This window comes from Alteromonas ulvae (assembly GCF_048987005.1).
GTDB lineage: Bacteria > Pseudomonadota > Gammaproteobacteria > Enterobacterales > Alteromonadaceae > Alteromonas.
This window is the reverse complement of record NZ_CP185261.1, coordinates 3,211,714-3,224,426: the sequence shown is the minus strand read 5'-3', so window position 1 is coordinate 3,224,426 and position 12,713 is coordinate 3,211,714. Positions and strand designations below refer to the sequence as shown.

The following is a 12,713-nucleotide window of genomic DNA, read 5'->3' as shown; positions in this document are numbered from 1 at the left end:
GTATAAGTAAAGCCGTTTTACGTTTTCTATTAGCTAGCCCGCTGGCATGTCGTGATTACTGAGGTTACCCCTTAGGGCTTCATGGATTTTAGTAAGTGCATGAATCATTGTTTGTAGCTGTTCATCAAAGTCTTCTGATTGCCCTTGATTGTGAATAGTGAGTTCGACCGAACGCGTCAATTCAGCGAGCTCGAAAGCACCAATATATTTTAGAGCGGTACTGTAAATATGCACAATTCGCGCGATTGAAGGGTAATCTCTATCAGCGATGGCCAAAGAAAGTGCATCCAGTTCTATTTGAAGTGCCAAAAAGTCGTTAAGCAAGGTGTTATATAAGGATTCATCATTAAGCAAAGATTGCATCGCCCTGACTTTATCGACTCGAGTGAGTGCTTTAATCGTTATTGTGCTAGCAGTTTTTTTGTTCTGTTCTTGCGCTTCATTGTGCGAAGTAGTGGCGTTTTGTTCTCCAATAGCAGCATCCAATACACTAAATAGCTTATTTGGCTCAACAGGTTTGTTGAGGTGAGCATTCATGCCTGCTGCTATGCTTTTGTCTATGTCTTGCTGCATGGCGTGTGCCGTCATCGCGATAATAGGCATGGTAAGCTGTAGCTCATCGCGAATGACTTTTGTTGCCTCTAAGCCATCCATTTCTGGCATTTGTATATCCATTAGTACGAGATCAAAAGCACTATTGCAACGAAGTACATCAATTGCTTCTATGCCGTTATTGACCACTTTAATGTTGGCATGAGTCTCTTTAAGCAAGCCCAAGGCTACTTTTTGGTTAAGTGCGTTATCTTCAGCCAGCAGAATCGTTTTATCGGCAAGATTTGGGAGTTCAGACACGTCTTTCTCTATTACCTCTTCACTTTCGCGGTAATCGAGGCACAGCTCTTGAATATTGTTAATGAGCTCACTGGCTCCGAAAGGCTTTTTGATAAAGGTCTTTATACCAAGACGTGTTGCCTGTTCGCGCATTTGAGCCGACTCAAACGCAGATAGCATAATGACTTTAGGAGGCTTTGCAGCAAACTCTTGGTTCATGATCGCCACAACTTCAAGGCCATCAATATCGGGCATTTTCCAATCTAGAATAAGCAAGTCGTAAAGTGCATTGTTAGCCGTGGCGTTACGTAACTTGGCTATGGCCTCTTGACCACCTGTGGCAACATCGGCCTCAATATTAGCCATTAATAACGCTTCTGTAATTGCGTGTCGTGATAGGCTTATATCATCTACCACCAGCACTTTTAGGGCCGATAACTGTTTTGAAGGCGACACTATGGTTACTGCTGAGTTACGTTTTACATTTACCGTAAAATAAAAACTAGCGCCTTTGCCTAACTTACTTTCAACCCATGTTTTCCCACCCATTAATGAAGCCAGCTGCTGACATATGGCTAGTCCCAATCCTGTTCCGCCATAGCGGCGAGACGTTGATTCATTGCCTTGGTTGAATGCTTGAAATAGCCTGGTTTTTTGCTCGTTGCTTAATCCAATACCGGTATCCTTTACTTCAAACTCAAGCACTACGTTGTCTGCGACAAGTTCACTCCCAACGCTCACAGATATCAGACCATCGTCAGTAAACTTAAGCGCGTTGCTTAAAAAATTATTTAAAATTTGCTGTATGCGAAGCGGATCTCCAATTAAATTATGAGGAACATCTCTAGCAATATGCTGAATGAGTTCAATTTGTTTTTCATTGGCGCGAGGTAGGTGATATCGAATTGCTTGATTGACCAAAGTATCAATATTGAAAGGCGCCGACTCAATATCCATTTTCCCCGCTTCAATTTTTGAAAAATCTAGAATATCGTTAACTACGCTCAACAGTGTGTTTGATGCACCCTCTATTTGTAACAAGTTAGTCTGTTGTTCTTTGTTTTCAGCTGCGCGCTGGGAGAGTTTTGTAAGACCAATAATCGCATTGAGTGGGGTGCGTACTTCATGACTCATACGCGCTAGAAAATCAGATTTTGCGTCGGTTGCCTTTTGCAATTCTTTTGCTAGCTGGTCTAGGGCACTGCGTTGCTGACGAGTTCTAAGCAATAAGCTCAACACTAAAGCTAAAGACAAAATAACGCCAACAATAAAGTAGAGCTGAAACGTATTGGTTTTTTGTTGAATGATATTGCGCTGTTCTTTTAATTGATTGTCTTTCTCAAGCAGTTGTATCGTGTCTTCTTTTTCTGCTATTGCGAGGCGTACACGATTAAGCGCCAGTAACCTAGATTGCTGTTCATTAAAGCTCTGCTCATAGGTTTCTTGAAACTGCTTGGAATATTGCAAGGCAGACTGATAATCTTTTTTTGATTCGAATAACGAGATGAGTTGCTCAAAAAATTTAAGTAGCAGTGCCTTGTCGCTCTGTACCTCTTCTTTTTTAATACCAGCCTCAAGTTCGCTGATAGCAAGCTCAACCTCACCTCGCTGTAAATAAATTTCAACCAACTGCAGTAAGCGGGGTCCCTCGGTATATCGAAATTCAACCTTGCGATCCGCTTTTGCTGCTTGATTAAGGCTTCTTAGCGCTTCACTCATATTGCCTTGCGCGATATGCAGTTCTGCCATAGAGCTATAGACAATTCCGACGAAGGGATAATTGATTTCTGTAAGCAGTTCATCCGCTAGCAGCAAACTCACTTTCGAATCTTGATAATTGCCTAACTCTTTGTGTGCATAACCCTGATAATAATAAGCGATACCTTCACTTTCTCGATTTCCTAATTGTTGCGCGGAAGAAAGGTATTGATGGCTGAATGAGAGCAACTTCTCAAAATCTTCGAGCGAGGCATACACATTACCCATTGCACCGTATACCGATAGCACCTCATCGCTATCTAACCGGTCATACAGCTCAAGGGAGTGATTCAAGGCATCTAATGCCCGCCCATGCTCGCCAGAGAAATCTAAAATAAATCCTTCCAGCCGAAATGACTCGGCGAGGGCTAATTCGTTATTGCCAACCTTGGCATATTCGCGGGCATCTAGAAGTGTTTGATAAGCTGATACATAGTCTTGTTGTAAAATATCGCGGTAAGCTTTTAAGTTAAAAAATCGGGCGTGGTGGTAATCGCTGGGGTGTTCAATGAAGTACTGTGAAAGCCCTTTAAACGTACTTTCTACAGATGCATCGTTTTGTTTGATGCGCTCTTCAAGAGAATTTAATAGCACGGCTGTGGGTTGTATTTGGCCAAGGCCATTTTCTAGCGTGTTATTTTGGGCAAGCGTAGCTTGAAGCGGCATATTTTGCATAGCCATCACTGTTTTCATCGACAGACCGATGAAAACAACGACGATAAAAATAAACGGCTGTACTGCAACTTTCACGTCAATTAATAACTCACTACGCGATTGGCTTTACTTACATCGTCAAACCGCCTTTTTACTTCATCCCAATTTTGCTCTTCGATAAGCGTTACGTCTTCATCAGAGAGCCCGTATTGTGCGGCGGTCGCCACGGGGTTTTTTTTGTACGCTTCCATTAAATTGCTATTAGTGTCTAGTTCTTCTAAGAAATCTATAAGCGAGCTGGCCATGTCAGTTCCTAATTGAGTTTATTTGGGGGTTTCTATAGTTGATAATTTGTTCTTTTGTCAGACCAAGCCGCGCCAAGCGCTCTTGGTGATATTCTGGCAACCCTAAAGAGGGCACTACAAGGGTTGAGATCAACGTTGGTTTTACCAATGGTAAATCGCGAAGCATTGTTTTTTGAATTTTGGGCTCACATATGGGTAAGGTAGCGGCTTCGTAAACAATCACTTCGTGGTTTTCGGGGTAGTGTTCTCGCAGTACCTCTGTCAATATCGCCAACCCAGATTGGCTATGATTGGCATTTAATACGCTGAGCGAAGCTTCCCCAGCTAGCCCAATTTGCCAGATAATCTGAGTCATGTGCGGGTCTATTTTGTAATCGCGAAATAAAAATTGAGTTGCTTCATATGATTGACACCCAAATCGCGATGGGTCGATGCCTAAATCAGCAATTAAGCAATCTTCCGCTGACACGCCAGGCAGCATTTTAGCGTCCAAACCGAGTTCCTGCACCCGTCTAATGGCTTCGTGAGAAGGCGTAACGAATACACCTGCATGACCATAAAAAGCGGCGCACACGTTTTGACCTTCAACAACCGCTTGCACAATGCGATCCGCCATTTGATGATAGGTGATTGCTCTAGACTTACCCTGTTCATAGAGATCATCAAGAGAGATGCAGTGAGGATTTATTTTTTTAACAACGTGTTCGCCCACTTTATTCATGATTCCCATGAACACAATGTCGGCGTTTTCTATGTAGCTTCTTGCTGCCAATGTCATTTGCCCAGCAACGCTGATACCAGTACCGACAACAACTAGCGATCCTTTTTTAACTGAGTCCATCATTCCCTTTTGTCAGTAGCTACATAAATCTTGTCTACTACTATAAGGTAGATTTACTCCATTTACTACGCCTATCAATGGCATATATGCTAATGCCTAAGTAAGCGTTATTTTGGGTTCTTTATAAATGGTGTAGGTCACAGCATTACCTTTCCCACAAATGAGTACGTTCACCATTAGCGGTTTGAGATACATTCATTGCAACCTGTAAGTGAGTACGTTATTTTTGAGGGGCGTTTTTTAAGAGCACTGAATTCAATGACCGCAGACTACTCTTGGGCGCTACAACGCCTATTTGGTTTTACATCCTTTCGAGCAGGACAGCAGGAGGTGGTTGAAGGCTTACTGAATCAGCAGTCGTCGCTCGCTATCTTTCCTACCGGCTCTGGTAAGTCATTGTGCTATCAATTCGTGGCTACGCAATTGCCCCACCTTACTGTGGTGGTATCACCTTTGTTAGCACTGATGAAAGATCAGCTCGCATTCTTACATAGCAAAGGCATTGCGGCGGCGAGTATCGATTCCACGCTAACGCCCCAGCAAAACCGGCAAGTAATGAATGACGTGCGCTCGGGCCAGTGCAACATATTGATGGTGTCAGTAGAGCGGTTTAAAAACGAGCGTTTTCGTCAGTTTATCGAATCAGTACCAGTGTCGATGCTGGTGGTCGACGAAGCCCACTGCATCTCCGAATGGGGGCATAACTTTCGACCAGATTACTTAAAGCTGCCCGCTTATCAGCAAGATTTGAAGATACCTTTAGTACTGCTGCTCACCGCTACGGCCACTAAAAAAGTGAAGCTGGACATGGCCCGCAGGTTTGACATTGCCCCATCAAACATCATTCAAACCGGTTTTTATCGTTCGAATTTACATTTAAATGTGTTGCCGGTAGTAGAGTCAGAAAAAAATAACGCCTTGCTTAATGAATTAGAGCACCAGCAAGGTGCAGGCATTGTTTACGTAACCCTGCAACAAAGTGCTGAGCAGATAGCCCGTTTTTTACTACAAAGTGGCTACACAGCAAGTGCCTATCACGCCGGTTTAGACAGTGATGTTAGACAACGTATTCAGCAAGACTTCATGGACAACAAGCTTCAGGTGGTTGTGGCTACCATTGCCTTTGGTATGGGCATAGATAAATCGGATATTCGCTTTGTGGTGCATTACGACTTACCCAAATCCATTGAAAACTACAGTCAGGAAATTGGTCGAGGGGGGCGTGACGGAAAAGCGGCTAACTGCACCGTATTAGCTAATCTAGATGGCTTGGTTACCATCGAAAACTTTGTTTATGGAGACACTCCCGACCAACAAGCCGTCCAAGCGGTTATTGATGATATCGCCTCTCAAGGCACAGAAACAGTAAACGACAATGTGTATGAGTGGGAAACTCAGATAAACAGTCTATCGACCAAAAGTAATATTCGCCAGCTCCCGCTTAAAACATTGCTAGTGCAATTAGAATTGGCCAAGGTTATCCGCCCACTTTATGCGTATTTTGCAGAGTTTAAATTTCGCTTTATAACCGAAAAAGCAGACATTCTCAGTCAGTTTGCTAAAGAGCGTAGTGAGTTCCTAAATGCCGTTTTTAACAACACAGCAATGAAAAAGGTGTGGGGTGTGGTTAACTTTGATGATATTTATCAGCATTACGGGGCCGAGCGAAGCAGAGTGGTTAGCGCACTAGAATATTTGCACGAGCACAACCATATTGAATTGGCATCGCGTTTAATTACTGATGTGTTTGAGGTGAATCAACAGGCACTGCTCGCAAGTGATTTGTCCGAAAAGTTAGCACACTATTTTGCCGACAATGAACGCAAGGAAATTCAGCGTATTGCTGCGCTTGTTCGATTCTTTGAGCTCGATAGCTGCTTAAATGCTAATTTGTCCGCCTATTTTGATGATAAAGACGCGCCAGAGCGGTGCGGACACTGTAGCGTGTGTAGCGGTAACGTGGCTAAGCTGACTTACTCAAACCCAATTGCAGCGCCTGATGAAGACGAAATAGCAACCGCAATAACGGCACTGAATAAGCACCTTGAAGGTAAAGTTCACACAAAAATAACTGAAAATACGTACTGTCGTTTTCTTACAGGTATGTCTATGCCGTTGTTTACTCGGATGAAAGTGAGGCAGGTACAGGGCTTCGGTTGTTGTAAAAACTGTCGTTATGCAGATGTAAAAGCGGTGGTGACCGCGTATTTACAATCGAATGCTTGCGGCTAGCGCTTAAGAATAAGCAGTAAATAACAAGCAGTACATAAAAAGCAGTAAACAATAAGAAATAAAACGGTGACTAGGGTGGGGAGTCTTGCTGAAAAAATGAAAAGTAAAAATCAATACGTCCTTGGCCGTTATTATTATAACATCAGTCTTATATCATCAGCCCTATATCATTAGCGATGACGAATCTAACACTAGAGCGCGTTGGTCTTGACTGTATAGCCAAGGTCAACATGCCTAGGTATCAGGAACGCTAAGCGAATAGGCAGATAGGCGAAACGCACATGGAAATTTTGGCGCTGTGGTTACCTTTGGTTATTACATTATCTTTTGGGACGGTAATGATTATCGCAGTGCGATGGATATTATTAAGACGTGCTCAAGAGTTAATCAGCGAGCAGCGTTTGCCGCGACAAATAGTCGTGTTTGTCATTGTTTTGGTATTATTGATAGCGGTCGCGCTCACACTACCGGTAAGTGAAAGCTCTAGAAATCAGCTGTTGGCGCTAATTGGGGTGTTAGTGTCAGGTTTTATTGCTTTCTCATCCACAACCATAGTGTCCAATTTGATGTCTGGATTGGTGATTCGATTTAACAAGCCTTTTAGAACTGGCGATTTTATTCGCTGTAAGCTGTAACGATTATTTTGGGCGAGTATCGGAAAAAGGATTGCTTGATACAGAAATACAAACAGAGTAACGGGACCTTATTCATATTGCTAACAGCTATCTGGTGAATAACCCTGTGTCTGTTATCCGCTCTTCTGGCACTTTGATCACAGCGAATATCTCTATTGGTTACGATGTTCACCACACCAAGGTAACTGATTCACTCACCAAGGCCGCTCTTGAGGCTGGTTTAGAAGAGGGGTATGTACAGGTTAGTGAGTTGGGAGATTTCAGCGTGTCTTATCGCGTTGCTGGTCTGCTTAAAGAAGTAAAAAGTGTATTAACGGCACGTTCAAATTTACATAAAGCAATTTTAGATACGCTTCACAATAGCGATATTGAAATTATGTCGCCCAACTTTGTTGCTCAGCGACCTACAGAGGCAACGCAAAAATTTATCGCCAAGGTACCGACCAATGTGCCTCGCAAGACACGTGCTAGCGTGGAGGATGATGATGCCCAATAGGCATTGCATTTGATAAGGCCGAACTAGCGGCGCAGCACGAAGAATCGCTGAGAGATGCAAAAGCCAAAGTTGAGAGTGTGCGTCAGCAAATATCAGAGGCCAAGGGTGCAGACAAAACAGCGCTTGAGAAGGAACTCGAAGGGGCACTTAGTCAGGTCGATAACATGATAAAACTAGAGCAACAAACAAAAGAGACTGAGTAAAGTCAGCAAAATAAAATACCAATACCGGCGTACTCAGCCTTTGAAGAGAAAATGCCTTTAGGGCATACCAATCAGGATTAACATGGCACTTAAAGCAACGATATTTAAAGCGGATATCTCGATAACCGATATGGACCGCAACTATTATAACGATCACAATTTGACCATCGCCCGTCACCCATCTGAAAACGACGAGCGTATGATGCTGCGTATTATCGCTTTCATTGTTAACGCCCATGAGCAACTGCAGTTTACCAAAGGTTTATCCGACGATGAAGTGCCAGATCTTTGGCAGAAAAGCTTCAGTGACGACATTGAGCTGTGGATTGAACTAGGACAACCCTCTGAACAACGCATTAAAAAAGGCTGCAATCAAAGCAAGCAAATGAAGATTTACGCTTATGCTGATAACAGCTTCGATGTGTGGTGGAAGAAAGAGCAGAATAAGCTTAATACCAAGAAGAACCTATCTGTTTATACACTTCCTGCTGGGCTATCGGCAACGCTGTCAGAAGTAGTTGAACGGTCTATGCAAATACAAGTCACCATTCAAGATGGGCAAATTTGGCTCACCTTTGCGGGCTCACAGACGAGTACTGGCTTGAAGGGGAATGAATGCATAGAGATAGAAATAGCTAAGCATCTGTAACAGTGGTCATTCAGATCTATGCGCGAAAGAGTAAACAAGTAAACCACCAGAAGAATGAAAGATTAAAAGTTTGCCATGAAAATCAATCTCTCTTTACATGCCCAACACAAATGCTACATTCGAATGTGTGTTTAGCAGATATTTAAGGAGGTGATCATATGTCTAGTGTTTTGAATACAGGTGAATCGGCTATGAATGAGGTACGTTCTTACTAACCCTTTTTTCGTCACCATTCTGGCTGGCTGATTTGCGAGCCAAAGCACGGGGAGTCGCAGTAATGCGGCTCCTTTTTCATAAATGGGGTCAGATCACAATTAATATACACCTAACTCATATCATGCCTACTTATACCACCCCTGCTTATACCAATACACTATTGGCATTTACTATTTAGCCACTTTTCACCCGCTTGTTTATTTGAAAATACTTTAAAGGGGGCTGGGCTCTTCTGAATGGCAAAAATAAGCTTAAGCACCGGCCGAAGAAAGGGATTAGGCATGATATAAGCCACACCTTTGCAATATCGCGCTATCAATTCAAAATGCGCACGCATCCAGTCAGCCTGAAGATTTTGATAGGTGATATTGGGTACAGGGGCTTTTGCAGCATCAAAAACCAAACCGATAGGTTTTTTTTCATCATAATTCTGAAGCAACCCGTTGAGATAGTCTTCAAAGTTCTCCGGGGTTTCCTTAGCACCTGTAAAGGTGACAGTGATGATAGGAGCCCGACGTCGATCTATTATTGCATATGGCTTCATGTTTACACTTTTATATCGATACCAGATACTTGTTCATACGCATCTTTCTCTAATTGAGTGCGATTGCTGGTGACATTTTGTGGTTTTCGTGTGTGCTTTGCAAAAGAAGCGAAAAAGATCTAATCAATTCTCTTCTTTAAACTTTTTGTAACGACCGCCGGCTCACTCGCTAGTGTATGGTGGATAGACAGGAGTAAAATTAGACGTAAGTATAAACGGCACTTTCGTCTGCTATGTTTAAATTTAGGTTTTAATTTAAGTACATGACTTTATAACTGTTACTGCTTGGAGAGATACTTTGCTAGTTTTACATTCTCGTTACCAAAATGACATATCAGCCCTTGCAAATGAGAACGAAAGTCTACAAGCAACCCTTGGTGCGCTCAAAAATCATCTGGCTTATGCAATTTTTGATAAAAACGGTGCTTGTACTTATTCCTCAAACCCTTTTTTATCCATACTGGGGGTTGAAAACACTCCGCAGACTGCTTTGTCTCACGCTGGCCTAAGGGTGAGAGAGCTAGAAACGGAACGCCAGTACAATGAGTTTTGGCAAACATTACTCAACGGTACCAGCGTAACAGACACGGTGGCGCGAAAGGCAGCGAACAATGAAATAAAGTGGCTGAAGGCAAGTTATGTGCCGGTAAGCACAGCGCACTAGCGATTCTACCGTTGAAATTGAAGCGGTAGTAGCAGAAAACCGAAAGCTGGCTGGAAATGCTACAAACAAGATGGCTTTGGTAAAAGAAAGCGTTGATCAAAATAGCCAACAAATTATGCAAGTCCAAAGTATTATTGAAAAAATTCAAAGGGGGGCGATGAATTTATCGAAAACTGTCTCGGGCATCTTGCGCTAAACCTGATACTATCACCGCAAAACGCTAAAACCTTGTCTCTCATAAGTCACCTGTAATAAGAGGTGCGTGCACAACTCAGTAGCAAAGGGCTGTATTTCCAGTAGTTATTTTTCTAGTAAATAATGACCGATTACCCATCGGCCATCATTTAATCACTAGTAGATTTAAAAGGTGTCGAGTTGGCCCAACTTGTTAAAGTTGATCATTTCCCTAAGTTCTTTGCCGTATTCTTCACCGCGTTCAGAATACTTGTTTAGCCCATAGCTTAACGCTAGACCGGTTACTGCCTCGTTTTTTTCCCGTAGCGTTTGACGAATAACGCGAAGCGGCCTGTAGGCATCGTGACTATTGAGATTGAGTGCATAACTCTCGACTGAACCCGAGGGGGAACGAAAATCGGCGACCTCATGGGCTTTTCCTTTGTCACGAGATTGAGGAACAATGCCGCAGCCTTCAGTGAAGCACCATTGACCAAAGAAGTTGTTGCCTTGTTTGGCGAAACGAGACGTTCCCCATGCACTCTCGTTGGCAGCCTGAGCTAGCGCAAGGGAAACGGGCACCACATCCGCGCGACGCAACAGCACTTGACAGGCAGACTCTTGCTTTAGGTCGGCGTCGTCAACGCGATATTTGGTTAAGTAACTTTCTAGCGAGGCCACATCACCATTACCCTTATCGCATACTTTTTTAATTTGTAGTCTATCTGAGGCCAGTTGCTCATTAATATCAACAATAATAGGGGTGAAATAATTGAAGAACGCGGTTTTGCGCTCTGGCCCAGCGGCGTAGGCAGTAAAATCAGGTGCTGACTCCTTGGCGAAAAAAATAAACCATGCCGCTACACTCAACAGTAGCGCGGAACCTAACACAACAATATATTTAAAATTTAGAATTTGACTCTTCCTTTTCATTAAACAACATCGTGATACATAAGCAGTACCATAATTTTTAACACCTTAGATTAACTATTTGAGTAATTCATACAAGTTAAACTTAATACAGAAATAAGCACAGAACGCTGTGTAAAAATCGTGTAAAAAGTTAACCTGATCGCATGTGCGGCATTGTGTGCAAAAATCGATTAATAACGTGCGCTCAGCAATGAAAAAAGGGTTTGCAACTATGTTAGCCGTAAACGCCCTTTGCTTTACTTTTCAGTTTAATACTGGCGATTAGCATATAAATGCTGGTGGCCAGAAGGCAGGTAAATAAGTAGCCCATCAAGCCTTGTTCTCGCAGTATAAAACCATCGGCGACAACGGGCCCGACAACCGAACCAATGCTATAGCTGAAAAGCATAAGCTGAGTCGCCGACACAATGTAATGGGCATCTAGCTTGTCGCAAGCAAGGTTAATGGCGACCGGATATAGGGCAAACAGGGCCATTCCAAGAAGGAATAGACCCGCACCCAGTGCATATAAACCTGTAAAGGATAGTGTAAGAGAAATAGCAGCAACACCCAATAAGCAAAGTAGGGCCATCAATAAGGTTCTGGATAAATAGCGAGATATCATGGGGATTAGAGGCTGTACAGCCATCGCCCCAAGGATAATTAGCGCCATCAATCCCCCCAAGTGCTGATGGGCAATACCTCGCTGTATTAGCTCTAGAGGCATTAAGCCGTAAACAGCACTTAGCGTTAATCCTGATACAATGCACCCTATGATGGCAGCGTGATTGAGCTTGGTGATTTGCTTAAACGACAGACGCGTGACTTCCGCGCTACTGGGTTGGTCGCTTTTTATAAGCAGTAACACTCCGATAGCAAGAAATAGTGCAGTAAAAATAGCAACAAAAGGCATCACACCGTGCACGCCAATAAAGCCAAGGCCAAGCTGTCCTAGCGAGCTGCCACCGTAGAGCGCTCCCATGTAGAGGCCCACGCGCTTTGCGCGATAAGCTTCATTACCATGCAACAACCAAGACTCAACGATAACGAATACACCTGCAACGACAACGCCGGCAATAAATCGGGCGACTAGCCAAACACTGGCGTCAGCGATAGCAGGCATAACAGAAATAGTCACGATGAGCGTGGCTAAACACCAAACAAACCCGTTTCGGTGTCCCACTCGGGTTATCAACGGTTCAATGGCTAAGGCGCCGAGGAGAAGGCCTGCATAAAAGCTACTTGCTAACCAACTGGCCAGCGACATATCAAGGCCATAGTGCGTTAGCATCAGTGGAATAAGGCTCATCAAGTAGCCTGACGCTACCGCATACATGGCCAGCGCAATCACCGGCGCTGAAATGCGGACTTTAGGCTCTGTAGACAGTGTGTTTTCCAACGTTGAAGGCCCTTCAATTAATAGCAATGCTCGGATGGCGAGTGACTAATTGCGGGAATATGGTGTAATTTAACGGCGAGGTAAAACAAAAAGAAATGGTCGTAAAGAGCGATTTTATTGCATATTGGAATGTAGATGTGTACTGAAAAGGCGCTGGCTACAAGCGGAAACAGCAGGGCCAGATAATTGGCCCTACTTGC

General features: G+C 43.5%; 12 protein-coding genes. 6 read left to right on the top strand and 6 right to left on the bottom strand.

Features of this window, described 5'->3' with window-relative positions; genetic code table 11:
* Positions 1-33: 33 nt before the first annotated feature.
* The 3 genes from ACOJR9_RS14080 to ACOJR9_RS14070 are packed head-to-tail and all read right to left on the bottom strand — an operon-like array spanning position 34 to position 4,392.
* A complete protein-coding gene (locus ACOJR9_RS14080) occupies positions 34-3,339 on the bottom strand; it encodes a response regulator (RefSeq protein WP_420933565.1) in 3,306 nt (1,101 codons plus the stop codon).
* Between the two features lie 5 nt (positions 3,340-3,344).
* Entirely contained in the window at positions 3,345-3,548 is a 204-nt protein-coding gene (locus tag ACOJR9_RS14075; RefSeq protein ID WP_420933564.1) for a hypothetical protein, read from the bottom strand.
* 1 nt (position 3,549) lies between these two features.
* Positions 3,550-4,392: an SAM-dependent methyltransferase gene (locus ACOJR9_RS14070; RefSeq protein WP_420933563.1), complete on the bottom strand. Its 843-nt coding sequence runs from the start codon at positions 4,390-4,392 to the stop codon at positions 3,550-3,552.
* A 255-nt stretch (positions 4,393-4,647) separates the two neighbouring features.
* On the opposite strand from ACOJR9_RS14070, the gene ACOJR9_RS14065 reads away from it, so the two are divergent.
* From ACOJR9_RS14065 to ACOJR9_RS14045, 5 genes are all read left to right on the top strand, one after another.
* Entirely contained in the window at positions 4,648-6,621 is a 1,974-nt protein-coding gene (locus ACOJR9_RS14065) for a RecQ family ATP-dependent DNA helicase (protein WP_420936142.1), read from the top strand.
* 281 nt (positions 6,622-6,902) lie between these two features.
* Entirely contained in the window at positions 6,903-7,256 is a 354-nt protein-coding gene (locus ACOJR9_RS14060) for a mechanosensitive ion channel domain-containing protein (protein ID WP_420933562.1), read from the top strand.
* 106 nt (positions 7,257-7,362) lie between these two features.
* Positions 7,363-7,752, top strand: coding sequence for a hypothetical protein (locus ACOJR9_RS14055; RefSeq protein WP_420933561.1), 390 nt, complete (start codon positions 7,363-7,365; stop codon positions 7,750-7,752).
* A gap of 77 nt (positions 7,753-7,829) precedes the next feature.
* Complete coding sequence (locus ACOJR9_RS14050; protein WP_420933560.1) at positions 7,830-7,955, top strand: hypothetical protein; 126 nt, start codon at positions 7,830-7,832, stop codon at positions 7,953-7,955.
* Positions 7,956-8,037: 82 nt separating this feature from the next.
* On the top strand, positions 8,038-8,604 hold the full coding sequence (locus ACOJR9_RS14045) for a YaeQ family protein (protein ID WP_420933559.1): 567 nt from the start codon (positions 8,038-8,040) through the stop codon (positions 8,602-8,604).
* A 373-nt stretch (positions 8,605-8,977) separates the two neighbouring features.
* Here ACOJR9_RS14045 and ACOJR9_RS14040 read toward each other — a convergent pair whose 3' ends face one another.
* A complete protein-coding gene (locus tag ACOJR9_RS14040) occupies positions 8,978-9,364 on the bottom strand; it encodes an STAS/SEC14 domain-containing protein (RefSeq protein WP_420933558.1) in 387 nt (128 codons plus the stop codon).
* Between the two features lie 298 nt (positions 9,365-9,662).
* Between ACOJR9_RS14040 and ACOJR9_RS14035 the strand changes: the two genes are divergently transcribed.
* Complete coding sequence (locus ACOJR9_RS14035) at positions 9,663-10,028, top strand: hypothetical protein (RefSeq protein WP_420933557.1); 366 nt, start codon at positions 9,663-9,665, stop codon at positions 10,026-10,028.
* A gap of 360 nt (positions 10,029-10,388) precedes the next feature.
* Here the strand turns inward: ACOJR9_RS14035 and ACOJR9_RS14030 are convergent, their stop codons facing one another.
* Both ACOJR9_RS14030 and ACOJR9_RS14025 read right to left on the bottom strand, forming a co-directional pair.
* A complete protein-coding gene (locus ACOJR9_RS14030; protein ID WP_420933556.1) occupies positions 10,389-11,135 on the bottom strand; it encodes a glucosaminidase domain-containing protein in 747 nt (248 codons plus the stop codon).
* A 214-nt stretch (positions 11,136-11,349) separates the two neighbouring features.
* Positions 11,350-12,513 carry an MFS transporter gene (locus tag ACOJR9_RS14025; RefSeq protein ID WP_420933555.1) on the bottom strand — a complete coding sequence of 388 codons (1,164 nt, stop codon included), beginning with the start codon at positions 12,511-12,513 and terminating at the stop codon, positions 11,350-11,352.
* Between the last annotated feature and the right edge of the window lie 200 nt (positions 12,514-12,713).

Bases quoted from the DNA above. Each gene is read 5' to 3' on its own strand.
- ACOJR9_RS14075 (WP_420933564.1), bottom strand. From the start codon at position 3,548: ATGGCCAGCTCGCTTATAGATTTCTTAGAAGAACTAGACACTAATAGC.
- ACOJR9_RS14070 (WP_420933563.1), bottom strand. From the start codon at position 4,392: ATGATGGACTCAGTTAAAAAAGGATCGCTAGTTGTTGTCGGTACTGGT.
- ACOJR9_RS14065 (WP_420936142.1), top strand. From the start codon at position 4,648: ATGACCGCAGACTACTCTTGGGCGCTACAACGCCTATTTGGTTTTACA.
- ACOJR9_RS14060 (WP_420933562.1), top strand. From the start codon at position 6,903: ATGGAAATTTTGGCGCTGTGGTTACCTTTGGTTATTACATTATCTTTT.
- ACOJR9_RS14045 (WP_420933559.1), top strand. From the start codon at position 8,038: ATGGCACTTAAAGCAACGATATTTAAAGCGGATATCTCGATAACCGAT.
- ACOJR9_RS14040 (WP_420933558.1), bottom strand. From the start codon at position 9,364: ATGAAGCCATATGCAATAATAGATCGACGTCGGGCTCCTATCATCACT.
- ACOJR9_RS14030 (WP_420933556.1), bottom strand. From the start codon at position 11,135: ATGAAAAGGAAGAGTCAAATTCTAAATTTTAAATATATTGTTGTGTTA.